The organism is Bartonella sp. TP (genome assembly GCF_030406085.1).
GTDB lineage: Bacteria > Pseudomonadota > Alphaproteobacteria > Rhizobiales > Rhizobiaceae > CALTWN01.
On the sequence record NZ_CP129002.1, the window covers coordinates 544,046 to 568,611 of the forward strand.

Here is a 24,566-nt window from a genome sequence, read left to right on the forward strand (position 1 = left end):
TTCTATTGCTGCAATGCTTCCATTTGCACAGCGAGCTGTTCTAACTCTAGCAAGGCGGGGCTAATAACCCCAAGCTCCAAATCTGCCTGGGTAGCTGGGGCATGTTGCACTGCCTCAGCCTGGGCTAGCAGCTGCTTATATTCTGGCTCTTGCTTGGCCCAGAGTTTTGCCGCTTCTATTCTAGCTATAGCAGAGCGCCATATTGCTTGGCCCACCAATTGTTTGCTTTCTTGCAGGCCATAAAGCTCGATAAACGAGCCCAAGCGCGGGCCGCTTGCTTGCCCCAGCAAAGTTTTATACAGCATTTGAAAAAATGCGCCATTAACCGCTATCTGCCCAGCACTATTCTTTTTGCTAGGGTCTTGATAGGCCTCATATTGCCGGGCTAAATTAAGCAGATTGTTTTGTATCTCATCACCCTGAATGGTGTTGCTTTGCTGCATAGACGAGATTAAATCATATAGTTTATGCAGCACCTCTGCTTCAAATGGCGTGGCCGTGGCCAAGCTTATAGTTGAAGCAACATAATCCTTATAATAATTAATCGCATATTTGATTAATTTGGTAACAGTGCGGTTATTTCTAACCTCAGCACCATAGAGGCGTACAAGATAGTTCCACAACAACTCCTCGCTTGCATTCTTGCCCGTAGCATTTACTAAATTCAACAACAAGGCATAGCTAAGCGGGGGTACATCCTCGTCTATATCATCGCCGCTATAAGCAAAATATAGTGGGTTATTAACATATTTGTCTAAATCAACTCGGCTAAGATCAACAAAGGACTGCCTATAGGATTTCAAATATTTATAATATTCATCAACCACTTTCGGAATAATATCAAAAGACAGGCGCTTGGCACTTTTTGGCTTTTGATACATATATAAGCGCAAGCTGCCATTTGGTGCATATTTCAACCATTGCTCTATGGTTAGGCCATTGCCTTTTGATTTAGAAATTTTCTGGCCATTTTCGTCCAAGAATAATTCATAATTAAAGCCAGCGGGGGGCAGTCTGCCAAGTTTCTGGGAGATTTTACTAGACAAAGCCACCGAATCTATCAAATCCTTGCCAGCCATTTCATAATCAACGCCCAAAGCTACCCAGCGCAAGGCCCAATCGGCCTTCCATTGACATTTAACGCTACCGCCAAAAATGCTCTGTTCAACTTCTTTGCCAGTTGTTGGCTCTTTATAAATTATTGTGCCTTTTGCCTCATTTCTGCTTAAAATCGGCACTTGCAAAACCTGGCCGGTAACTTGGCTTATGGGCAAGAAGATCGAATAGCTTGCCTGACGCTCAGCCCGCAAGCTTGGCAGCATAATCTGCATAATTTGGTCGTAATTTTGCATCATTTTTTGCAATGTGCTGTCAAATTTGCCAGATTTATAATGCTCCGTAGCACTTGCAAATTCATATTTAAAACCAAAATAGTCAAGAAAGGCCCGCAATCTAGCATTATTGCTAGCCGCAAAGCTTGGCAATTTCTTAATCTCGCGTTTGATTTTTGCTTCATCCCGCGTAGACTGCAGCAGCTCTTTTAGGGCAAAAGGGTCGGGCACAACGCTTAAAGGCTGGCCAAGATAGGCTGCCATTTCTTCTTGGCAGGGCACATTGCCCGGCACCTTACGAAAGCCGTCCATATCATCTGAAAAACAGATAAGCTTTGACCTAGAATTGGTTTTATTAATTAAATCATAGCAATGCGCTACCATCAGGGTGCGCGCAACCTCACCAAAGGTGCCAATATGGGGCAGTCCAGAAGGTCCGTAGCCAGTTTCAAAGATAACAACTTTTTTGTTATCTCGAGCCGCGTTTAGCCTATGCATAAGCTTTTCGGCTTCTTCAAAACACCAGCTCGTACAAGACCGCACGAACTCCAACAAATCTGGCCCAACTAAACTCATAACAAGGTGCTCATATCTTTACAATACTCATTTAACTATAAAAATCACGGGGAAAATAACGAAAATATAATCGTTCTAAATCACCCTTACGTTTAATTTGCTCTAAAGCATAATCCAGCGCGGCCAAAATATCTTGCCGTTTCGTAAGCGCGGCAATTCTCATGCCAGAGCCCAAAAAACGCTCGTTATAATACGCCTTGCCTTCAAAGACATAGTCGCCTTGTAGGCTAGCCAAAATGCGACCATCACCAAAGATAGCATCTATATTGCCACGATTTAAATCTTCTTGCAACTGGTCTATACTCTTATATAAAAAATATTTTATATTGGGAAAATATATGTGCAGCATATTGCTATGCGAGGTGCCGCCCAAAACGCCAATGCGTTGTTCGCCAAGCTCTTTGCCAGCAACTTTTGCCGTCTGCGGGTCGAATTTAGAGCGTATAACTAAAAATCGTGCCGGAAATAACATATAAGGCCGCGTAAAGCTAATATCCTTTGCCCCACCAGCCCCTTCTAGCCGCAAGCCAGCAATTATCGCCTCGCCTTCGCCACTACGCAACTTGTTGGGCAATTGGTCAAAGGGCACTGTTTCCACCTGGCATTTATTAATCATATGCAATTCACGGCATATTGCTTTGGCTAAGTCGATATTATAGCCAGCCATATGACCGTCTGGCGTTTCGTAATTAAAGGGGTAAAAATCGTTGCTAGTTAAGAAACGTAGATGCGGCAAGTCGCTTAAATCCGGTACATCCGGGCCAAACATTGCGTGCTTGGCTGATAGAGGCAGCAGGGATGAACCTACCGCCTCTATACTGGAAAAGAAAGATATCCTTATGCACAAAGCAGTCAAAAAGCAAATTCGCAATGTTATAATAAATACTTTCATCGGCTGTTATTAATCCAAAGATGCAACCTTGGCAAGACGTTTTTTTAAATATCGCTCTATGTGCCTGCTAATATTCAATTTTTTTTAAATACAAACCACAGGGCGGAGCATTTTGCCCGGCACAAGCACGTGACTTTGCGGCCAAGGCTTGGGCCAAATCCTCGCTAGTCCAGCGCGTAATACCCACATTATACAAACTGCCCATAAAGGCCCGAATCTGATTGTGCAAAAAAGATTGCGCAACTACTCGCATTTCAATCAGACCCTCGCTGCGCCTGGTTATCTCGATAGAATCAATTGTGCGTACCGGGCTTTTTGCCTGGCATTCTGCAGCGCGAAAAGAGCTAAAATCATGGGTGCCAACCAAAAGCTGCGCGGCCAGCTGCATCAGCGGTACATTTAGGTCACGCGGCACATGCCAGGCCCGGTTGGCCTGCAAGACCAAGGGCGCCCGCCGCTGAATGATTCGGTATAGATAATGCCGCTTTTTTGCACTGAATCTAGCCGAAAACTCTGCTGAAACAGGCTGCGCCTTTAAAACAGCAATGCGATGCCCCGCAGCACAGAGGTAGAAATTAAGCGCCGCGGCGATCTCTATGCCAGACCTGGCTTTGCCCAAGTCAAAATGCGCCACTTGTTGCAGCGCATGCACACCAGCGTCGGTACGGCCCGCCGCAACAAGGCTTACCCGCTCTTGCGCATATGATTCTATGGCTTGCTCGATAGCTTTCTGAACTGTTTCTAGCTCTGGCTGCCCTGGCTGCGCTTTTTGCCGCTGCCAGCCATGATAATTTGTGCCGTCATACTCGATATCTATACGATAGCGCTGCTTCATAAGAATTCGATATTACTATAGGCTTTTACAAATTCTTCAACTGGCATTTCGCGCCCACCGGGCCTTTTACAGCTTAATATGTATAAACTGTCCCCATCGCCGCAAATTCTTTTCATTGGCGTGGCAATTTCTTCCAAACTAGCAGAAAGAATCTTTACCCGCTCTGTTTTTTGCTTGCCAGAATGCGAAGTTAGCTGCATATAACACCAAGCCCCGGGAAGTGGTGCAAAAGCGCGTATTTTATTATAGAGCTCAAACGCGGTATGATGCCAATGCATGCGCGTTTCTTCCTTGATAATTTTATGCGCATAAACAGGCTCGCCCAGCTGCGATAGAAACAGCAATTCCCCGGCCTCTATCCGCCTCAGCGCCTCCATCAGCAATGGTGTGCCCAGCTGCGCCAAATGCTCGCGCAGTTCTTGCGCATTGCGCTGATCGATATTGGTTATTGCGCTTAGCGCCACGGGGCCAGTATCCAAGCCGCTATCCATCTGCATTATCATCACGCCCGTATAATTGTCCCCAGCGGCAATAGCGCGCTCTATTGGCGCAGCACCGCGCCAACGCGGCAAAAGCGAAGGATGTACATTTAAACAACCATGTTTTGGCGCCTGCAAAATTGGCTCGGGCAATAAAACCCCATAGGCCACCACTACACAAAGATCGGCCTGGAAATCTATGAATTCTTGAACCGCCGCCGGATCTCTAAAGTTTCTTGGCGTGCGCAGATTCAAATTATGCTCTATGGCATATTTAGCAACAGCGCAATGCTCTAGCTGCTCGCCACGGCGCGAGCGCACCCGTAAATCCGCGCTATATACCGCCACAATCTCGTGCCCAGCTTGGTGAAGGGCGGCTAAAAAAGGAACTGAAAAAGACGGACTACCCATGAAAATTATACGCATAACAAAAACCTAATCTGAAAATTCTGCATTTTTGGTAAATTTACTAACCATTCTATCACGCTTGATTTTGGTTAGATGATCCAGAAATAAAATACCGTCCAAATGGTCAATCTCATGCTGCGCGCAAGTAGAAAGCAACCCTTGCAGCTCCAGCTGCTCTGTTGTGCCATCTAATGTCGTAAAGCGCATATAAATAAGAATCGGGCGCTTAACCTGGGCATAATAATCTGGTATAGACAAGCAACCTTCGTTATACACATGACTTTCGCTGCTAAACCATAGCACCTCGGGGTTAATAACCACCAATGGCTCGGCATTATCTTCTGGAGCAAGCGGAGTGGTTGCGGCGTCTTCCTCGGCCGTGGCGCGGTCTATTACAAACATGCGTAGCGGCACCCCAACCTGAATAGCGGCCAGGCCAATGCCCTGTTTTGATTGCATCGTATCTATTAAATCTTGCGCTAATATTTTAATTTCCTTGGTAATTAAGCCCACTGGCTTTGAAACCTCGCGCAGTTTTTTATCCGGCAAATAGATTAACTTACGAACAGCCATTTTTACTCCTTCAATGCTCAAGATTTAATAATAGCGAAAAAGTAAATCGCTTGCAAGTCAGGCTCAAATGTGTTATGCACTTCTAATAGTTTACAGTGGAGAATTTGAATGAGCCCCAAGATATCCATCATCAGCGCGATGATTCTTATTGCTAATATTACCGCAGCTTCTGCTGCCGATATAGCCGCGGCCAGGGTAATGCCGGCCAAGCCAGAGTTCAAATGGTCTGGCCCCTATATAGGGGTTGAAACAGGCGTTCCCATTAGTCGTTTTACACATAAGTCAGATTCCACTGCAAATATAGAAGAGCGCTTGGGTCACCCTAGCAGAGTTCCTATGCTAGGGCTTTATGCGGGCTACAATTTTGAGCTGCCAAAACATTTTATATTCGGTATCGATGCTAATATAGATCGCTACTCATCAAAGGTTTTAAGGATTATTCCCGACTCATTATACATGATTTATAAAGAAACCGCTGTAGCTTCTGCTCGCGCTCGCCTTGGCCTAGCCCAAGGGCGCTTTATGCCTTATGTCGCTGCGGGCCTGTCTGTTTTACGAGCTGTCGATTTTGCTGCTAGCCAGCGCCTAGGCATTAATAGTGGCGAAAAAGCAATGCATAATTTTACAGGCTGGAATCTTGGCACTGGTATAGATTATGCCGCAACGCGTAATCTTTTATTACGTGCTGACTACCGCTTTAATACAACCCTGATTAACGACTCATATTATATGTACAAGCCGGATGTTTTTCTAAGATCAGCGGCGACAAATAGAGGCGTAAAGTCACATCAAATCCGTGTCGGTGCAGCCTATAAATTCTAACCCAGAAGCAATTAATGAAACTTACAGCCCTTTTATCAATCGTCGCAATAGCCAGCAGCGCCTCTATAGCAAATGCGGCAGATGTTATAAAAGCTAGACCTGTTTCAGCACCTGTTTTTAACTGGGCTGGGCCGTATCTAGGGCTTGCAACTGGTGTGGCCTTTGGCCATTTTTACTCTACGGCAGAAAGCAATAAACCATCGAATCAGCAGCTTAAAGAAACTTTTGGCAGCCCCGGTAATGAACTATCCGCCATTCCTTATGCTGGCTACAATTTTCGCTTAGGCCAGCATGCTATAATAGGCATAGATGGCAGTATAGATTTTCACTCCTATGAAAATTTAAAGCTCATTACACCCCCCGGCGCTATAATCGCAAGCTATAATTTGTACAAAGAGAAAAGTTTAGCCGATGCGCGCCTGCGCCTGGGCTATGCCCAAGGTCGCTTCTTGCCCTATATTGCGGGTGGCCTATCTATTTTACGCGCAGGCACAGGGCACAGCTTTGTAGAACAAGAGCTAACCAGCAACAGCCATCAGCTCTTGCATAATTATAAGGGCTGGAATCTTGGCGCGGGCATCGATTACGCAGCCTGTGGCAATATGTTCATACGGCTTGATTATCGCTTTAGCCAAATCAAAATTAGCAATGCCTATGCCATAACAAACGGAATTTGGCAAAAAGAAGCGAATTATACAGGCGTAAGGTCGCAGCAACTTCGCCTAGGCGCCGCGTATAAATTCTAGCACAAGCTTTACAGTTAAGTTTGCAATTATGATTGAATTATGATATGTCTTTGACAATAATTAAATTTATAGGAAAATAATATGAAACTTAAGGTTTTTCTAACTAGCGCCGCAGCTATAGCAATAATTGCCAACACTAGCAGCGCAAATGCCGCCGACATCGCAAAGCATAAGCCTCACCATGTAAAGCAAATGGCGATAGCAGCGGTTGCGCCAACAGCGCCAGTTTTTAATTGGGCGGGGCCTTATATCGGGCTTGATGTTGGAGCTAGCACCAACAAATTTAATTTTTATGGCAGACATTTCGGGATGTTTACCACATCTTTCAAGAAAAGTTTGGCTGGGATATATGCGGGCTATAATTTTCCAATACACCAGCATATTATATTCGGGATAGAGGGAAACATTAATCTTCTTTCACCTGAATTAAGCAGAACTCACCTCATGTCTTCCTCGGGTAGCGATGCGCCGGATGGATATGCCTATGAATTATACCAAGAAAAAATGGGAGCAGCCGCCGCACGCATGCGCCTAGGCTATGCACAGGGTCGTTTTATGCCATATATTGCCGGGGGCGGCTCTATAACACGCTCTAGAGCTGTATTCGGTGACGCAAAAAATGGCATTACTGCTGGTAATACAGAGTTTTGCACCTATTATGGTTGGAATATTGGGGCAGGTATAGATTATGCAACAGCGCGTAATGTCGTCTTGCGTGCTGAATACAACATTCGCAAAACCTTTAACAATAAGTTCTACTTTGTAGCACCGCCAGGTCCGCCAGTTCTGAATACTGACCAAGGTAAATTTACCACACGTCAAGTTCGTATCGGCGCGGCATATAAATTCTAACCCAGGAGCAATTAATGAAACTTACAGCCCTTTTATCAATCGTCGCAATAGCCAGCAGCGCCTCTATAGCAAATGCGGCAGATGTTATAAAAGCTAGACCTGTTTCAGCACCTGTTTTTAACTGGGCTGGCCCCTATATTGGTATAGAGGCTGGCACTGCTTTTAGTCATTTTTACTCAACAGATAAAACTAACACCGTAGATGGGCTAAAAGCTGAACTCGGAAAACCCGAAAATGCCGCCCTAGCTGGTATATTTGCAGGCTATAATTTTCGCTTGGGTCAACATGCTATATTAGGTATCGACGGTAATGTAGATTTTCATAATTCCCAAGCGCTAACAATCATACCGGGCTATGATATAGATGATACCACTACACCAGACAGCTATGAGTTATACAGCGAAAAAGCGTTAGCAGCAGCACGTATTCGCCTAGGCTATGCGCAAGGCAGGTTAATGCCCTATATCGCTGGCGGATTTTCGGCACTGCGTGCTAGCCGCACAACAGGCCCCACCCCAAATGGCATAAAAAGCAGCAACAAACTGCTTAATAATTATATAGGTTGGAATATTGGGGCAGGTATCGACTATGCTATATCACCTAAGCTGTTCTTGCGTGCTGATTATCGCTTTGCCAAAACCAAGATAAAATACTTTTATACATTAAATGGCAGCAATTCGTGGACCAAACATGATAACAATATTGGTCTAAAGTCACACCAAGTTCGTATTGGCGCGGCATATAAATTCTAACCCAGGAGCAATTAATGAAACTTACAGCCCTTTTATCAATCATCGCAATAGCCAGCAGCGCCTCTATAGCAAATGCAGCAGATGTTATAAAAGCTAGACCTGTTTCAGCACCTGTTTTTAACTGGGCTGGCCCCTATATTGGTATAGAGGCTGGCACTGCTTTTAGTCATTTTTACTCAACAGATAAAACTAACACCGTAGATGGGCTAAAAGCTGAACTCGGAAAACCCGAAAATGCCGCCCTAGCTGGTATATTTGCAGGCTATAATTTTCGCTTGGGTCAACATGCTATATTAGGTATCGACGGTAATGTAGATTTCCATTCCTCAAGCGCCTTAAGAATCAGCGAATCAGGCGAAAATGACTATTGGCTCTATAAAGAAACAGCACTTGCCGCTGCCCGCCTGCGGGTGGGGCTTGCCTCGGGGCGCTTTATGCCATATTTCGCCGGGGGGCTATCTATAGCACGTGCCGCCTTTGCATATGGCGGCACAGATCAAGGCATAATTAGCGGCAATCAAATACAAGATAATCATATAGGTTGGAATATCGGCGCAGGTGTAGATTATGCCATCGCTAATAATATATTTTTACGCGCGGACTATCGCTTTAGCCAAAATAAAATTAAACACCGTTATGAATTTATCAATGAAAATTGGACCAAAGAACCCAACAATATTGGCATAAAATCACACCAGCTTCGCCTAGGCGCAGCATATAAATTCTAGCAATCTAGCCACCCATAATCGCAAGCGTAGCAGCAGCAATAGAACTAGCCACGCTTTGCCGCTTGTTATCCACAAAATAATGCGTTTTCTCTTTGCGTGGGCAAGCAACATTCGGCTGTAGATTCAAGATATATAAATCGCTAGCCCTTTGCCGGGACTTTACCCGGCGCAGCAAACCACGAGCCTCTAGCTGTTTTAAAATACGCACAATTTGGCGACGCGAGCAATGCGCGCGCCTGGCCAATGTTGCCTGGCACGGATAAGCTGTAAACTCTGTGTCATCCGCATAATCTGCCAAAAGCGCTAGTACAAGCTTGGCCGTGCTCTGGCCTGTCTCTTGCGCTAGCGCCCATCTTGTTGCCCTAAAGCTCATTTTTGCGCCGAAAAATATAGGCAAAACCCAGCTCGCACAGGCTAAGCCCAAACATACCGCACAAAAAAGCACTTAGCGAAAGCAAGCTTTGTGGCATAAGCTCACTCTTTGGCACAACATTATAATACAATAAAAGCCGATATAAAATATGCGAAGATAGCTCCGCGCCATAAATAGAGCAAAGCGCCCCAGCGATATATTCTAAAATACGCTGCATTATATTTCCCTTTTTAACATAGATCTGACGTACAAAAACGCCAAAAAAAGCCGCCATAGTTATCGTAAAATAATTATAATTGCCAACTATGTTCTTACTGGCTAGCTCGTTCATCAAAGCCTCGCCTGCTTGTGCCTTAGCCGCTTGTATAAAACTAGCCATTGGCTTAAATCACGCTCTCTAGCCACAAGCAAAGCCGGATAGTGCGGGCTTGGTAGCGTTGGCATTAGGCTTGTTATGCTTGCGCAAGGGCTTACATGCTGTGCGCAACCCGCCAAGAGCAAGGCAAAGCTGATAGTCAGACATGGTTTTAATTTCACTTTCTAACCTTTCCTTATTTCGATAAAAATAAATCTGCTTTGCAAGCGCGTGAAGCTCCACGCGCTGCTTGCTATAAAAAAATCCCCCGGCAAAAGCAGCCACCAGCAAGATAAAACTGCCAAAACTCGCCAAGCCTACAAAGCGCATTTTTGATAATATTTGTGATAGTAATACAAGCCAGAGCCAGCGCTGAGCAGAATAAAAACCCCCAGCACAAATTGCAACACAGGCGAGCTAGCCACCATATTAGCCACAGCCGCTACAATACCAGTAAGCGGTACTAGCGCCCGCAACCCAGCGCGCCCCTTATGCGCAAAATCGCCAGCATCTACCAAAACTGAATTGCTGTATTTACGGCTAGTATAGTTGGATTTGTGCCACAAGGCCGCCTCTTTCGAACGACGATGCACCAAGCCCGGGCATACAACACCACGCACATGCACCCATTTCATTAGCTCAATCGGCACTTGCTCATATTGGCCTTGATTTAGCTTTTGCAGCAAACTAGATTTCTCAAAATTCTGCGCACCAACATTATAACTAAAAATAACCATGGCCGCGAATTGACTAATATTTAGCGGTACCTGAACTAAGCGATTTACTAAAGCTTCATATTGGCGTACATCTCGGCGCAGGATCTCTTCTGCCTGCTGTTGGTTGATGCGCATTCCTTCTACAACCTGCGGTTGGCCAGATGAACTGGTGTGCCCATAACCTATAGTTAATATACCTGCTGAATCACGATAACTCTGCAGCTTACAACCCTCTAAACTCATTAATTGTATTAATCCGCCATTGCTGATTCTTTGCTGATTCATTGCAACTTCCTCTATTTATTTTTTTCTAAAACCGCGATGCGAATGGCTAAATCTGCTAGCGTTTCATTCACCTGCTCCAACACCGCACTTAAACTAACATGGGCAATTTCGCCATGCTGATACACCATCAGGCGAATCTTTGCTATATCCTGCACCGCGCCAAAAGCCGCGGGGTCTTGATCCATTATTGCCATCTTTGCCTCATATTTTAATAATATAATTGATACTAATATTCTTTGGCCGCATGCCAGCGCTAGCGCCCTGCTTTACCGTTGTAATCTTATGCGTATGTTTACCGGTAACTTCTAGCTCATCGGGACCTCTATACAATCCTTCATCATCATTAAACATTTTAGGAAAATCCTTGTGCACTGGCTTGGCTGGCTTGCCTTCTTCGCTCCATTCTACTAAGCGATTATGGCCATGCGGCCCTATTTCCTCCAGCGATAATTTATGCTTATGCGCCTTGTTTTCATCAGCTTGAAAGCTACCAAAAATCCGGCCAATATCTAGCCCCCTGCCCGAATCAAAACCACGAATAAACACACCGCGCAAATCCGGCAAGGCAAATTTACTGCCCTCACCACCGCCATAATTCTGGCCAATAATTTTATACAGCTGCGGATATTTAGCCGATTCCAGCATGCTGCCATCGCAAAACAGCCAGCCCTGTGGTGGCTTGAGCCCAGCAAAAGACAAAATCGTACCGCTAATCGCCGTTTGCCCGGCTAGCTCACCATATAAATTCGCCACAAACCAGCCAGAAATAACATTGCCATCTACATGCAATTGCACAGCATAAAGCAGCTCGTAACAGTTGCCCTTGGTCAAATCACCAGCTTCTAACGCCGTTACCTCTTGCTTTACCGTGCTAAATTTATAAATCTGCACTGCTTTTTCGGCATTAACAGCCAATTTATCCGCACCCTTTGAGTCACAATGCGGAATTAGGTAAAATCGCATGCCCTCGCGCAATCTAACAATTGGCGAGCAACTCTTGATGCAATAAACTGGCTCGGCAGTGGCTTGGGCGTGGGCCGTGCTAAGCTTTGGCGCCAAATCCACCAAATATTCAGCAAAACGCTGCATCATGGCCCGGGCCGAATCATTGGTAAGCTTAGCTGGCTGGCCAAGCTCCCATTTTATAGCCTCATCAACATTGGCATTGCTGGCCGCTTCTTGCGACCATTCATATATGTTAGACATTTAGCCCTACCTTAGGTTTTTATCATATAATGCAGCGCATAATTCTTTGGCCGGGCCTCACTAGCGCCGTCATCTTCGCAAACTATATTGTGCTTATGCTTGCCCGCTGGCTCAATTGCTGGAATATCCGGCTTATAATAAGTAGAGGGCCCCTCGGCCGACTGCTGCGGATACAGCGAATTGCGCACATTGCCGCCAGGCCCTAGCACTCTGTGCGTATGCTCCCCGGCTTCTTCACAAATAATTTTATGCGTATGCTCTTTATTCGCATCTTCTTGATATGACGCAAATTCGCGCTTGGCATCTAGCCCGCGACCCGAATCAAAGCCGCGCAAAAATACCCCGCGCAAATCTGGTATTTTAAAAAAGTCCGGCCCCTTTTTTGTAGCGCCCCAAACATCGCCAATCGCCGCATATAGCTGCTTATATTCAATCTTGCGCAACTCAGAACCGTCACATAATAACCATTCCAAAGATTTCAGCGTAAGAGCGCTAAAACAAGCAATACTACCAGCTGGCATTTTAGCAGGCTTCGACAAACGCGTGGGGTTGGTTAAAAACCACCCGCCAGAAGGCTGCAAAGCGCTACTGTAAATAATCTCGTAAATACACCCGGCCTGGCAAGCCCCAGCCGGAGTTGGGATAAGACCAGTAGCACCAGATTGAAATACCGGCTTTAACCCTAGATTACCAAGCTGTATCTGCAGATTTTTACTATTGGTAATGTTTTGCTTATAATAAATACGCAAACCGTCCTTATATTTGCTAATGGGCGAGCTGGCATTTATGCTCAGCTCATCACCATTGCCTTGCACATTTGCTGTACCGCTTAAATCGCCCAAATATTCTGCTATACGCCGCATCATAGCACGTGCCGAATCATTAACCGAGCTTGGCGGCTGGCCTTCTTGCCAATTTATTATATCATCGCTATTGCCATTAGCGTCGGCATTCAGGGACCATTCATAAATCGAACTCATGTTTTACCTGCCTATTTGCCAAGCAATTTGCTAAAAATACTGCCCCAGCCTTGCCCGCCGCTAACACTGCGCTGCGCACTGCCGCTGCCATAGCGCCCCGCGGCAGAATTCATCGCATCTTTTAACAATTGCAACCGATTCCAGCCCTCATTATCCTTGTCGAGCCAAGATTGCCAATTGCTATTTAATTTATCCTGCGCGTTTTTATCTAGCATCGCCCCGCCATGCAACTGCGCAGCCGCATTGTTGCTCTGTGCACCCAGCATATTCGCCGCGCCATTCAGCTGGCCAAGCCGCGCCCGGTCAATTTGTCCATTTGCATTCATCATATTGGCAATATCTTGATTATATTGCAGGGCATTGGCGCTAGAGGCAATTGTGCCCAATCTGTTGGCCAAAACAGCGTTATTTGCACCCGAGCCATACCGGCCAGCACCGCTCATTTGCGAATTTATAGTGGTGGCAGCGTCATTCAAACCATTATTCAAGGCTGTTTGAAAATTGCTATTATGTCCGATATATTTACCGCTAGCCAAATCGCTAAGATTATTCTGCGACGATGTTGCGCCAGAAAGAATACTACTCAAATAAGGATTATTAAATTGGCCACCAATTGCAGCTAGATTATTCATAGCATTTTTGCTCATATCGCTCAAATCTGCCACGCGCTGCCCAGTATAAGCATGTCCGCCCTGGCCATTATTATATAAATTACTAGCATCACTGGCAAAGCGCTCAAACAACCCACGGGCCCAATCTGGTGGGCTATATTGGCTAGTACTCGTTTGTTGCGTATGCGAATTTTTGCCAAAAACATGACTACCCATGCGTTAAGTCCTTTCTATATTTTAAAATCTCTGGCTTATAGCCAAGCTGGCCCAAAACACGTAGCCAGCCAATGCGGCCCACGGGGCAGATTTCACTTGCACCATGGTCGCGTCCATATTGTTCTAATTGCGGCAAAAATTGTGCTAGCACCGTGCCGCCCCTGCCGCCAAGCTGGCACAGATTCAGCCGCTTTTTACCTTCTAAAGTTAGCTTAAGCTCGGTGGTTAAAAAAGCAATAAACTCTTCTTGCTCGTCTAGAATCAGCCACATTTCATGGCGACCGCTGGTAATGTCCTGCAAAATATCTAGCACAGCTATATCACCCGGAAAGCGCCGGGCTAGCTTTTCCATAGCTTGGCTCAGCTGCTCTTTATACCGTAATAATCGCGCCAAACTCCAGCTGCTACAATTATATAGCTTATATTTCATCTTGTTTCCTTATCTAGCTCCTGCAGGATTAATCTGTGTTTCAAAGCCACGTATATGTGTCCAGGAAACGCCTGCTGGTATGTTCAAGCGAAAGCGCAAATAGCGCGCCCGCGCGGCCACATGCACCCGCCCAGTATGCCGGGCTGGTTTTCGCACCGAAGCCCAGCTTATCGGCATAGTGATTTTTTCGCGCTCGCCAATAGAAATTGTAAAATTATCGCTATCAACAATCGGCCGCACATAATCCATCTTTTGTAAATTACCAGCCATATCGCTAAATTCCTGGCTTTCAATAGTAGCCGCCATTGCTGGCCCGCTAAAGCTGCACAAGCGCCCAGAAACGTCAATTGCGCCAAGTACTGGCCGCCCACCCCGCCATTTTGGATCGTCAAGCGAATAGGGCAAATCGTCAATGCTTTTAGAAACCTTATCGAGACCTTCTAAAGTATAGCCAATGCTATAAATCGCCATCAGCGCCTTTAGCTCTAGCTCTATACGGCTCCAGCCACATTGCATCCAGTCATACACCAACAATTCGGTAAATACCCCGCTGCCGCTATAATCTATGGCCCAATATACACGGCTATTATATGGGTCTATCGCTGCTTTGATATTTGTTGCCTCGCTGCTAAAATGGCTAGATATCTTGCTATTTACCTTGCCATAGCCGATGGGAATTGTGGTGCCGTCGCTGGAGATTTGAAAAAATCCACCCTCATCAACATAAAACAGTGTTTGCCCACGCCCGGCAAGCGAACCATAAAACTTTAAGCCCTGCCGATCTTGCAATTTGCGAAAGCTGAAAATAATATCGGAACCGGGAATAAACTGACCATAATAAATAGCACTCTCTAGAAAAATTATCGGATTGCTATCCTCCGAGCTATTTTGCACCCGCCCACCTTGAGGAAAATCCTGATAATCGCAATTGCGCTCACCCGGTTTCCAAAATTCTGCGTCATTCAACCCGCTCCAATGCACACGATTTGGATGGTCGGGCAGCTGCATTAAACACACAAAATCGCCCCAAATCTTTACCAAGCCAGCGCGTGGTGGGTTGCCAGCCATATCGCGAAATTTGGTAGAGCGCCCAATTTCAAAAATCTGCGGCTTATCATTCGCATTAACAGCAATGATATAATTGCCAAAAATAGCAAAATTCCACTGCGCAATCTTAGAAGCAGCATAGGGCCCACTTTCGCGGCTAATATCGCGCCAGCTATTTTCGCCATTATCCATCATAAATAATTTACTGCCAGTAGCGACAAAAATAATCACCTTGCCCTCGGCATCACGCATCGCCAATGAGCCGTAAATCTCGCCTTTTATTTCTTGGCTAATCGGCTCTAGCGAAGGCATGGGCGTATAAGAATCAAGCCCCAGCAAAACATTACAAATATTCTCGCTACATTCAGAATTTAAAACAGCATCATCTGGGCAATATGGCGCTATGGGAATAAAACTCATAAATCACCCCTTTCCATTAAAAATTGGTGGCCACAATGCGCCCCAAGCCAGAGCTGCGTGATTGCTGTGTTTGAAACAAGGCCAGCTGTTCGCTATAATTGCGCAAGGCAGCCTGGGCAGATTGTGGATTATTTAGAAAATTCTGATATAAATCAAATAGAGCCCGCGCTTTTATCAAATCAAAAGCCTGGTCAAAAAATTGCTCGGCACTATAGCCCACATAATTCACCACCACACTCATATCATTGCCAGCAAATAGCGGCTTTATGCCCAATTGCCCACTAAAATAAGTATAATAATAGGGTCGATTTCCTGGCTCGCGGCGCAGCCCCAAAAACTCATCTATATGCAAAGCCTGCAAAGCGCAGCCAGCTGGCTTTAGCACAACGTCAGAAATCTGCGCCATACTGTCAATCGGCACATCATACCAGGCGCATAGCGGCTTAATGGCAATATTCAGGCTAGTTTCCAACCCGGCATAATTTGGCACCAGCTTGCGGCAAAAGCCAAAGGCCTCTTGTATCGCCTGCAAAATAGGCGCGTCATATTCATCACCCGCCACATCTAGAGCTTGGCGCAATTGCTGCTGCAGCGGTTTTAATATCTCCGCTTTTAGTATTATTTGCTGCATTTTATCGCCCCATAATGCGTTTAAACTCATCCTTGTTTTGCCAATACCAAGCATCGAATTCTTCTTGCGGCAATGCGGCCAAGCTTTCTATATTCATAGGGGAAACACCAGCCCCGCCAGCACTCAGAGTTAGGCTTTTTGCAGCCGAGCGAGTTTTGCTCTTTTGCTCATAGTCCGCGGCCATATTTGCCGCCTGGCCATAGCCTTGGGTTTTGGCCATATTATACATAAACTCGGCCGGGCTTACCCCCGCCTGTGCAGCTTGGGTTAGCACTTGCAAAGCTTCATTTTCAAGATGTGCCGCACGTGCCGCCGGGTCGCTAAGCCTTTTGTCTATTGCTCCATAGGCTGCCAATTGCGCGTCGCGCCGGGCTAATAAATAGCCAAAGGCCTCGGCAAAATCTGGCACTTTGCTTTTATATTCCTGTACATCATGCTCAAAATTCTGCCATAAGCTATCCGCATCATTCTGCGGCTGAGCAGCCTGGCTTTCTGATTCTGGCGCAGTTTCAGAAATGTTGGTTTCTTCTATTTCCGTCATGTTAGCTCCTATAAAAAAGGGGGGCCAACACGGCCCCCCCAGGGTTTAAAATTATTTAGGGTTTTTAGCTGCTGTTTTGGGGGTCGTTTTCCAAGTAGGTGCCGCATAGCTAGACACTACTATGGTTGCAAAATCCTGTGTGTTAAACACGGTTTTCTTAAAGCCAAAAATAGTTTTTACCGCAACACCAAGCTCACGACCATAGTCAAATAGCTCCTCGCGTAGGCTATAGCGCTCGCCACCGCGGTTTTTGCCAAAAGCAATAACCCCAGCTTGTGCGCCAAGTAGCACCGCACGGCGCACCTTGGGCAGGGCAGTACCATTAGCCGCTATGCCAGGCATAACATGGTCTGCCTCGCGCAGGATCACGCCATTATACATGCCTAGCGAACCGTTAAAGATTGGGTTTTTACTACGCGAGCCATTATAGGCAGATTTTTGAATATCCAACCATTGCCCTGTATTTGTATTGGTACGCAATGCCGTTACCTGAGTGGGATGCAAATACATTACGTAGAGATTCTCGCCATCTATTTTTATCGGGCGTATTTTCGGGCTTGCCAATTTTGCGCATTCCACCGCCTTATCTATCAAGCTCAGGTCGAATTTGTCTTTTTCAACCAACTCCGCCTCTGTTGCCTTGTCGCCAGCGCAAATCAGGCGCCCGGCACTTGGGGCACTGGGCTTATTAAACCCCGTATATAGCGTTTGGCTTAGGTCAAAACTCGTACCTTCATAATCTAATTTTGCAGCATTATAACCACATAAATGAATAAAAGCACTAATAGACAAACGTTCGCTATACCAGTCGGCCAAGCCCGCATTTGCTTCTTCTCGCAGGTTAAAGGCCACTCTTTGTGCATCTATCGTACCTTCATTCTGTACCAGCACAGCATGCGCAAGCTCATTTAGCATCACGGCATCGCTATACACAGAAAGCGCTTCTTCTTGCCCCTCTAGTTTTGCCCCCTCGCTAACGCCAGCGCCAACTAAATGCTTGCGCAGGCCAAAGGTAATTTTGTCCCCAGCTGTTTTGGCTGTTTCTTCTTTTAATTGTATTATACTATTTGTATCAGTACCGATAAGAGACGCGATAGCAGTTGCTTTAGAAACCTCACTAGCCAATTGCTTAGACCAAGTTTTTACGGCAAAATCGCTATTCACGGCAAATTTTGTTACAGACATACTGTCTCTCTCCATAATATTGAATTTTTTGTGATGCTCGTTTTAAATTTTCATGTTGCCTACCAGCTCAGCACAACATGAAGGCAAAAGGCACAGCCCAGCCATGCCCTTTGCCTTGTAGCTTCTAGCCCCGCATTGGCCAGAGCAGAAGCTACTAGAGCCAGGCTTATTTATGCGGTAGATTTACACTAGCTTCTGCCGACCATTTTTCTATCAATGATGCTGGCAATGGCGTATATTTCAACATTTCTAGCCCCATTTGCGGCGTTAAATATGGGGCTATCATCGGCAAGATTTGCTGCAATATCGCAAAAGTGCGCTCTTTTTCATTCGCTGTGGTTGGGGCGTCATCCACAATCACATCATATTCACGCTGTGCACAAACTGCACGCGTTAATGGCACATATTGCTGATTCTCCTCGCCAATAATTCTAACCATGCGGCCATCGCTTAAATAATTTTGCAATAAATGCAGCACCAACATTGCTTGTCTTTTGCGATATTTCTTTAAGCTATTAAAAATATAGGCCAATAAATTTAAGCTAGATTGGCGACGCTGATTTTCTAAAATACCCGGTTGGTTCACTTCTCTGGTGCCAATAAATTCTGGCGACAGACCGGTTACCTGCATTATAGCATTTTTACTTTCTTCAAAAAGCTGAAAAAACCCAGAGGGAAATTGTGCAGCTGGCTTGGGCTGAATACGCGGCGCCGTAGCAGACAAAGCCCCATTGCGCAGCCAAGTTATCTGATCGGCCCGGGCAAAGCTTTCTTCGGCCTGGGCGTCGTCGTCAAAAGCGCCGCGCTCTGCCAAAAGCCCCCCCTTGGCTTGACTATTCAACACATGCATAACTTGGCTAAAGAATTTATTTGCCCAGCGTTGCGGGTCTTTAGTTGGCCGCACCAAGCCATAAAATTGCCGCTCTGCCCGGTTGTAATAGCCGGTAATACATTCCCAGCCCAATTGATTATGCGGGACTAAAGGCGAATCTGGGTCGCCCAATAATTCTGCACCCAAAAAAGCCCGTTTAACGATACGCTGGCGAAATCTGTGATGCGGCAAATTTGGAAAATCCTGCAACAGCTCTGCCAATTTCTCAGCACTATAAACGCGCTTTTCGCCCGTGATAATATCTGGTGCCTGAAAAGCCTCTTGATATTCAAACCAACGCGCCTCAACTATCGTTACCATATCACCGCTCTTCGCCGCGCCTGGGGCTCGGCGGGCCCATGCAGCATCTAGCTGCGCCTCGTCAATATCTGGAAACATCTCGCGCAGCTGGTCTATCGGCTTTTCGTCAACATACCACATGCGAGTTGCATCGGTTAAATTGCTCTTTGTTGCATTGCAGTCCCATGCCATTTTAAAAGGGTCCAAACGCTGCATCATCGGCACACCATCCGCGCTATTGTCAAAATCCAAGCCAGTGTCTACCCAGCCCATGCCAGCAATTACTGTATCGGCAAACGCCTCTGATTCTTCGTCTACCGCATTTGCTGTATAGCGAAACCACTCCCCCAATCCGGTTAGCATATCGTCGGCCTTCGCTTCGCCTAAATTACGTGGAATAAACCGCACCTGGCGCCGATTATTAATCTCTGCGCCTATCACCGCATTTACCAGTGGCGCAATACGGTTAAAAGTCATTACCGGGCGGCGATTTCGCTGCAAAACCAGGCGATCTTCAGCACTCCATTGCTCACCATTATAAAACTCATAATCTTCGCGCGCTTTTTGCCGCCAGGCCAGCGCCCATTTTATATCTCGCTCATACCAGCTTTTTAGCTTTAAAAATAAAGCTTGCTTGTCTTCTTCAATCATATTTTTCCCTTTTAACTATTCGCTCATCCAACTAGACGCCACATCGCTAGCGCTATAAGCTGCCCGCTTTGTTCGGCGCAGTGCCGAGCCGGGCTCAAAATTTATACACATCAGACCAAAAGCATCAGCAGCATGGCTCGACCAGTCATGCTCTGGGCCTAGCCCAATACCACGCTCGGCATCACGCTTTTCGTGATACCATTGCAGCGCCTCTAGGCCTAATTTTGTTGTTGCTTCATTAAACCAAATATTGCCAAATAGCCGCCTTACTGCCTCTATCCGCGCCATTGCTGCGCCAGCTCCCTGATTCGGCACTATCTCTACGGCAAAGCCAGCTTGGCTCAGCGCACTTTCGAAGCTAACATTATACACGCGGTCAAAAGTACGGCCATCATGCGGCAGAATTACTAACGCATTGCCATAGCCCTTGGCGCGCAGCCAATTAACATGCGCAGACAGCGGCTGCCCCTGTGCTTCGTAATAGTCTAATACTCTTATTTCACCATTGATAAATTGGGCAATCCAAATTGCCGTAGCGTCGGCTTTTGAGCCGCTACCGCCAATATCCCAAAAACTGCGATACATCATTAGCGGGTCCGCAGCAATAGCACCAATCCGCTGCTCTTCATAAGCTGTAGTAATAGAGCTAGCAAAATACGCCCCTTCGAAAGCGGTTTGAAAAGCGCCCTCCCAAATATGCTGGTAATATTGCGGGCGTAGTTTTTTATCGCGCAATCTTTCATTATTCAATATTTTTGGAAACCAGGGATTATCGCGCCAATTAATCTGCGCCAACCGCAGCATGGGGTCGGCAGCACCAATTTCTCTAAATCGCTTATGCACCGCACTATGCGAAGATTGCGGATTCCAGCTTAGCCAAATTTCAGAATCTTCCTCGCGCACGGTGGGTATTATTTGCATAAAAGCTTCTTCGCTTACCGTTTCTGCTTCATCTACCCAAAAAATATGAATATTAGCCATAGATTTTATAGAGCTCAAATTGCGATTAAGCCCAATGAAATTAAAAGCTATGGCCCCATCTTTTGTTCTTATATGCCGCTCGCCAATATCAAAATGCGCTTGTAGCCAAGGGCGATTTTCAATAACCCCGCGAATTTCTGCCCGCAATGAATCACTAAGCGAATTCATATATTCACGGGCACAAACTATCAGCCCCTTTTTACCCGCCTTGCTTAGCTGATAAGCTCGCAGCACAGACATAATAGCGAAAGAACGCGTTTTGCCAGAGCCACGCCCGCCAAAAGCAGCACGATACCTCGCTGGTCCGCTAAATAGCTCTACCAGCTTTGCTGGCAGCTCTATTTGCACTGCTTCATTTTTCTGTATTTTATTTGCTTTCATTGTGAATTTACTCGCCCTCTTCCTGCTCTTTAGGCGCTGAGGCAACAAGCTCGATTCTAGTGATAGTGCTAGCTTCTTTTGCCAATTCTTCTGACTCTGGCAAAGCTACTTTTAGCAATAATGCCATAAAGGCATTGGGTTTTTTTAATGCTTGATGTTGCAGATAAGAAACCAAGCCTTCTTCACCAAATTCTTCGCCGGCAAGCGCAGCGGCCTTGCCTACAGATTTGCGCAGTCGCGCAAAATCTAGCTGTTTTTGCGTCTTTCTAGCCATTAAACACCGTAATATTTTAAGAATTTTAAATTATAATAAACGCGCTATTACCAGTACAGCCCAGCTTAAACTCACCGAGCTAAACCAATATAAGCTGCTCAGACCCCAAGAAATAAACATAGGCCAGCTAAAAACATGCAAAATCCTATATTTACCCAGCAGTAACATAGCGCAAAGTAGCAGCCACATATAAGCAGCCGCTAATAATAAATGCTTTAATTGAACAAAAGCGCCAGCAAGTTGGCGTGCAAAAATAAACAAGCCTAAGCAAGCCGCAATGGGCAGCATAACTAGATATTGCTCTATATACATATTCGACAAATGAAATTTATATAAAAAAGCCAACAAGGCGCCAATTGAAACCCCGCCAAACTGCAAGCCAGCAATATGGTAAAACACAAAATTATGCAAAACTAAAAATAAAAGCTCAAAGCAAGGCTCAAGAAAGACAAAGCCCAATGCCGATTTATATCTATAGGGCAACCACAAGCGCTAAAATCCAATCTAAGATTAGCTGTCATTTAATTATATTTGTTTGTCATTGTCAATCAAAATGAAATATGCCATAAAATAGCTATTTATTTCAGTAGGTTAGACGAAATTATATTATGACAAATCACAACAAAACACCCCTTAGCCAGGCCCAGATTTTAGAAATTTTTCAGCGCTTTGAGCAACATAATCCAAACCCCCAAGGCGAGCTAGATTACACCAATAACTTTACGCTATTAATAGCCGTGTTGCTTTCGGCACAAGCTACCGATAAAAGCGTGAATCAAGCCACAAAAGCGCTATTCGCAAAGGCCGATAATGCACAAGCCATGGCGCAGCTCAAGCTAAGCGAGTTAGAAAATTACATAAAAACCATTGGTCTATGGCGCAGCAAAGCCAGCAATATTGCTGCCCTGTGCCAGCAACTACTGCAAAAGCACAACGGCATCGTGCCGTCTAGCTTCGAAGAATTAGTGCAATTACCTGGTGTAGGCCGCAAAACCGCAAATGTAGTGCTCAACACAGCCTTCAACCAGCCCACCATCGCCGTCGACACCCATATATTTCGCCTTAGCAATAGGCTAAAGCTTGCACCAGCACCCACCCCAATTGGCGTAGAGCAAAAGCTTGCCCAAATTATTCCCAAACAATATATAAAAAATAGCCATCTATGGCTAATTCTACATGGCCGCTATATCTGCAAAGCACGCAAAGCCCTATGCGAGCAATGTTTCCTTGCTGATTTATGCCCAGCAGATTGCAATCAATCATCCATCTTTAAGGCTTGAATAAAAGCTTCTTGCGGTATTTCCACCCGGCCAAACTGCCGCATTTTGCGCTTGCCTTCTTTTTGCTTATCTAGCAATTTACGCTTACGCGTTACATCCCCACCATAGCATTTTGCGGTAACATCCTTGCGCAACGCCCTTATCGTCTCGCGCGCTACTACCTTGCCGCCAATCGCTGCTTGAATCGGTATTTGAAACATATGCTGCGGAATTAGCTCTTTTAACTTTTCGCACATCGCACGGCCGCGCTTTTGCGCTGCACTTCTATGCACCAATACCGATAAAGCGTCCACTGGTTCGCTATTTACCAAAATAGACATTTTTACCAAATCACCAGCGCGATAATCAGCCAATTGATAGTCAAAAGAAGCGTAGCCCTTAGACAGAGATTTTAACCTGTCATAAAAATCAAACACTACCTCGCCCAAAGGCAGCTCAAAACTAACCATAGCGCGCGTACCAACATAGGAAAGGTCGCGCTGCAACCCACGCCTGTCAATGCATAATTTCAATATAGCGCCCAAATATTCATCTGGTGTTAAAATCGTTGCCTTAATCCACGGCTCTCGAATCTCTTGAATCTGCATAATATCTGGCATATCTGCAGGATTGTGAATCTCCCTAACGCTACCGTCGCGCATGAGCATTTGATACACCACCGAAGGCGCAGTAGCAATAAGATCTAACCCAAATTCACGATAAAGCCGCTCTTGAATTATCTCTAGATGCAACAAGCCCAAAAACCCACAGCGAAAGCCAAAGCCCAACGCAGCCGAGCTCTCCATTTCAAAACTAAAACTAGCATCATTCAAGCGCAACTTACCCATAGCACTGCGTAGATTTTCAAAATCCGCTGCGTCAATGGGAAAAATACCGCAGAAAACCACTGGTTGCGCCGAGCGAAACCCGGGCAACGTTTTTTCGCAAGGACGCCTATCTTCTGTTATCGTATCGCCCACCCGTGTATCCGCAACCTCTTTAATAGAGGCGGTAATAAAGCCTATTTCCCCAGGGCCGAGTGAGTCCACCGCAACCATCTTGGGGCAAAAAACTCCAACCCGCTCTACAGGATAGCGCGCATCCGCCGCCATCATACGAATTACTTGCCCTTTTTTTAATACCCCATCAATAATCCGCACCAAAACAATCACACCCAGATAAGAATCATACCAACTATCTACAAGCATAGCTTTTAGCGGTGCATTTATGTCGCCAATTTTTGGTGCTGGCAATTGCTCAATTATTGCCTCTAATACATTTTCAACACCCAGCCCCGTCTTGGCAGAAATCTCTACCGCTTGTGAGGTGTCCAAACCTATTACATCTTCTATTTGCGTTTTTACCCTTGGCACATCCGCCGCGGGCAAATCTACCTTGTTTAAAATCACCGCAATTTCATGATTATTATCAATGGCCTGGTAAACATTTGCCAAGGTTTGCGCTTCCACCCCTTGTGAGGCATCTACCACAAGCAAAGACCCTTCGCAGGCCGCTAATGAGCGCGAAACTTCATAGGCAAAGTCAACATGGCCCGGTGTGTCCATTAAATTCAAAATATAGCGCTTGCCGTTCTTCGCCTCATACACCAAGCGCACCGTTTGTGCCTTAATAGTAATGCCGCGCTCGCGCTCTATCTCCATAGAATCTAAGATTTGCGCCTTCATTTCCCGCTCTTCTAACCCACCAGTTAGCTGGATCAAACGGTCGGCCAAAGTAGATTTACCATGGTCGATATGGGCAATAATCGCAAAATTACGGATATTGGCTAATTTTACTTCGGTCATATATACATTCTTAAAGAGAAATTTTTATTTTTACAAACATAAAATAATATAATA

29 protein-coding genes are annotated in these 24,566 nt (G+C 45.7%); 6 read left to right on the forward strand and 23 right to left on the reverse strand.

Annotated elements, in window-relative coordinates:
* Positions 1-2 precede the first annotated feature (2 nt).
* The 5 genes from QVL57_RS02675 to def form a co-directional block, all read right to left on the reverse strand.
* Positions 3-1,907, reverse strand: a complete 1,905-nt coding sequence (locus tag QVL57_RS02675; RefSeq protein WP_290077299.1) for a lysine--tRNA ligase — start codon at positions 1,905-1,907, stop codon at positions 3-5.
* A 31-nt stretch (positions 1,908-1,938) separates the two neighbouring features.
* Complete coding sequence (locus QVL57_RS02680; protein ID WP_290077301.1) at positions 1,939-2,799, reverse strand: transporter substrate-binding domain-containing protein; 861 nt, start codon at positions 2,797-2,799, stop codon at positions 1,939-1,941.
* A gap of 67 nt (positions 2,800-2,866) precedes the next feature.
* Positions 2,867-3,634 carry a tRNA pseudouridine(38-40) synthase TruA gene (gene truA, locus QVL57_RS02685; protein ID WP_290077302.1) on the reverse strand — a complete coding sequence of 256 codons (768 nt, stop codon included), beginning with the start codon at positions 3,632-3,634 and terminating at the stop codon, positions 2,867-2,869.
* Positions 3,631-4,539 carry a methionyl-tRNA formyltransferase gene (fmt, locus tag QVL57_RS02690; protein WP_290077304.1) on the reverse strand — a complete coding sequence of 303 codons (909 nt, stop codon included), beginning with the start codon at positions 4,537-4,539 and terminating at the stop codon, positions 3,631-3,633. The genes truA and fmt overlap by 4 nt, the downstream gene beginning before the upstream one ends.
* Positions 4,540-4,548: 9 nt before the next feature.
* A complete protein-coding gene (def, locus tag QVL57_RS02695) occupies positions 4,549-5,094 on the reverse strand; it encodes a peptide deformylase (protein ID WP_290077305.1) in 546 nt (181 codons plus the stop codon).
* A 108-nt stretch (positions 5,095-5,202) separates the two neighbouring features.
* On the opposite strand from def, the gene QVL57_RS02700 reads away from it, so the two are divergent.
* The 5 genes from QVL57_RS02700 to QVL57_RS02720 all read left to right on the forward strand — a co-directional run bounded on the left by QVL57_RS02700 (position 5,203) and on the right by QVL57_RS02720 (position 8,994).
* Complete coding sequence (locus QVL57_RS02700) at positions 5,203-5,916, forward strand: outer membrane beta-barrel protein (RefSeq protein ID WP_290077306.1); 714 nt, start codon at positions 5,203-5,205, stop codon at positions 5,914-5,916.
* Between the two features lie 14 nt (positions 5,917-5,930).
* A complete protein-coding gene (locus QVL57_RS02705) occupies positions 5,931-6,662 on the forward strand; it encodes an outer membrane beta-barrel protein (protein WP_290077307.1) in 732 nt (243 codons plus the stop codon).
* Between the two features lie 81 nt (positions 6,663-6,743).
* Positions 6,744-7,514, forward strand: coding sequence for an outer membrane beta-barrel protein (locus tag QVL57_RS02710; RefSeq protein WP_290077311.1), 771 nt, complete (start codon positions 6,744-6,746; stop codon positions 7,512-7,514).
* A gap of 14 nt (positions 7,515-7,528) precedes the next feature.
* Positions 7,529-8,266, forward strand: a complete 738-nt coding sequence (locus tag QVL57_RS02715; protein WP_290077313.1) for an outer membrane beta-barrel protein — start codon at positions 7,529-7,531, stop codon at positions 8,264-8,266.
* Positions 8,267-8,280: 14 nt separating this feature from the next.
* Positions 8,281-8,994, forward strand: coding sequence for an outer membrane beta-barrel protein (locus QVL57_RS02720; protein WP_290077315.1), 714 nt, complete (start codon positions 8,281-8,283; stop codon positions 8,992-8,994).
* Between the two features lie 4 nt (positions 8,995-8,998).
* Here the strand turns inward: QVL57_RS02720 and QVL57_RS02725 are convergent, their stop codons facing one another.
* From QVL57_RS02725 to QVL57_RS02805, 17 genes are all read right to left on the reverse strand, one after another.
* Positions 8,999-9,367, reverse strand: coding sequence for a helix-turn-helix domain-containing protein (locus QVL57_RS02725; protein ID WP_290077316.1), 369 nt, complete (start codon positions 9,365-9,367; stop codon positions 8,999-9,001).
* Positions 9,357-9,746 (reverse strand): hypothetical protein, encoded by a 390-nt coding sequence (locus tag QVL57_RS02730; protein WP_290077318.1) that lies wholly within the window; start codon positions 9,744-9,746, stop codon positions 9,357-9,359. The genes QVL57_RS02725 and QVL57_RS02730 overlap by 11 nt, the downstream gene beginning before the upstream one ends.
* 18 nt (positions 9,747-9,764) lie before the next feature.
* Positions 9,765-10,052, reverse strand: coding sequence for a hypothetical protein (locus QVL57_RS02735; protein WP_290077320.1), 288 nt, complete (start codon positions 10,050-10,052; stop codon positions 9,765-9,767).
* On the reverse strand, positions 10,040-10,723 hold the full coding sequence (locus tag QVL57_RS02740) for a lysozyme (protein WP_290077322.1): 684 nt from the start codon (positions 10,721-10,723) through the stop codon (positions 10,040-10,042). Before QVL57_RS02740 ends, QVL57_RS02735 begins: the two co-directional genes overlap by 13 nt.
* An 11-nt stretch (positions 10,724-10,734) precedes the next feature.
* On the reverse strand, positions 10,735-10,908 hold the full coding sequence (locus QVL57_RS02745; RefSeq protein ID WP_290077324.1) for a hypothetical protein: 174 nt from the start codon (positions 10,906-10,908) through the stop codon (positions 10,735-10,737).
* A gap of 16 nt (positions 10,909-10,924) precedes the next feature.
* Complete coding sequence (locus QVL57_RS02750; RefSeq protein WP_290077326.1) at positions 10,925-11,929, reverse strand: tail fiber protein; 1,005 nt, start codon at positions 11,927-11,929, stop codon at positions 10,925-10,927.
* 11 nt (positions 11,930-11,940) lie between these two features.
* Positions 11,941-12,909 (reverse strand): phage tail protein, encoded by a 969-nt coding sequence (locus tag QVL57_RS02755; protein ID WP_290077329.1) that lies wholly within the window; start codon positions 12,907-12,909, stop codon positions 11,941-11,943.
* A gap of 11 nt (positions 12,910-12,920) precedes the next feature.
* Entirely contained in the window at positions 12,921-13,736 is an 816-nt protein-coding gene (locus tag QVL57_RS02760; RefSeq protein WP_290077331.1) for a tail fiber domain-containing protein, read from the reverse strand.
* A complete protein-coding gene (locus QVL57_RS02765) occupies positions 13,729-14,166 on the reverse strand; it encodes a hypothetical protein (RefSeq protein ID WP_290077332.1) in 438 nt (145 codons plus the stop codon). Before QVL57_RS02765 ends, QVL57_RS02760 begins: the two co-directional genes overlap by 8 nt.
* A 9-nt stretch (positions 14,167-14,175) precedes the next feature.
* Complete coding sequence (locus QVL57_RS02770) at positions 14,176-15,633, reverse strand: hypothetical protein (RefSeq protein ID WP_290077334.1); 1,458 nt, start codon at positions 15,631-15,633, stop codon at positions 14,176-14,178.
* Positions 15,634-15,649: 16 nt separating this feature from the next.
* On the reverse strand, positions 15,650-16,264 hold the full coding sequence (locus QVL57_RS02775; RefSeq protein WP_290077335.1) for a hypothetical protein: 615 nt from the start codon (positions 16,262-16,264) through the stop codon (positions 15,650-15,652).
* A 1-nt stretch (position 16,265) separates the two neighbouring features.
* A complete protein-coding gene (locus tag QVL57_RS02780) occupies positions 16,266-16,805 on the reverse strand; it encodes a hypothetical protein (RefSeq protein ID WP_290077337.1) in 540 nt (179 codons plus the stop codon).
* A gap of 51 nt (positions 16,806-16,856) precedes the next feature.
* The gene (locus tag QVL57_RS02785; RefSeq protein WP_290077339.1) at positions 16,857-17,990 is read right to left on the reverse strand and encodes a N4-gp56 family major capsid protein; all 1,134 of its coding nucleotides are present in this window, start codon (positions 17,988-17,990) and stop codon (positions 16,857-16,859) included.
* 166 nt (positions 17,991-18,156) lie between these two features.
* On the reverse strand, positions 18,157-19,812 hold the full coding sequence (locus QVL57_RS02790) for a portal protein (protein WP_290077341.1): 1,656 nt from the start codon (positions 19,810-19,812) through the stop codon (positions 18,157-18,159).
* Positions 19,813-19,827: 15 nt separating this feature from the next.
* Entirely contained in the window at positions 19,828-21,174 is a 1,347-nt protein-coding gene (locus QVL57_RS02795) for a PBSX family phage terminase large subunit (protein ID WP_290077342.1), read from the reverse strand.
* Between the two features lie 7 nt (positions 21,175-21,181).
* Positions 21,182-21,448, reverse strand: coding sequence for a hypothetical protein (locus QVL57_RS02800; RefSeq protein ID WP_290077344.1), 267 nt, complete (start codon positions 21,446-21,448; stop codon positions 21,182-21,184).
* Between the two features lie 30 nt (positions 21,449-21,478).
* The gene (locus QVL57_RS02805) at positions 21,479-21,937 is read right to left on the reverse strand and encodes a hypothetical protein (protein ID WP_290077346.1); all 459 of its coding nucleotides are present in this window, start codon (positions 21,935-21,937) and stop codon (positions 21,479-21,481) included.
* A 119-nt stretch (positions 21,938-22,056) separates the two neighbouring features.
* On the opposite strand from QVL57_RS02805, the gene nth reads away from it, so the two are divergent.
* Complete coding sequence (gene nth / locus QVL57_RS02810) at positions 22,057-22,728, forward strand: endonuclease III (RefSeq protein WP_290077347.1); 672 nt, start codon at positions 22,057-22,059, stop codon at positions 22,726-22,728.
* On the opposite strand, the gene lepA is transcribed toward nth, so the two are convergent.
* On the reverse strand, positions 22,704-24,512 hold the full coding sequence (gene lepA, locus QVL57_RS02815) for a translation elongation factor 4 (protein ID WP_290077349.1): 1,809 nt from the start codon (positions 24,510-24,512) through the stop codon (positions 22,704-22,706). The two genes, nth and lepA, sit on opposite strands and share 25 nt — an antisense overlap.
* Between the last annotated feature and the right edge of the window lie 54 nt (positions 24,513-24,566).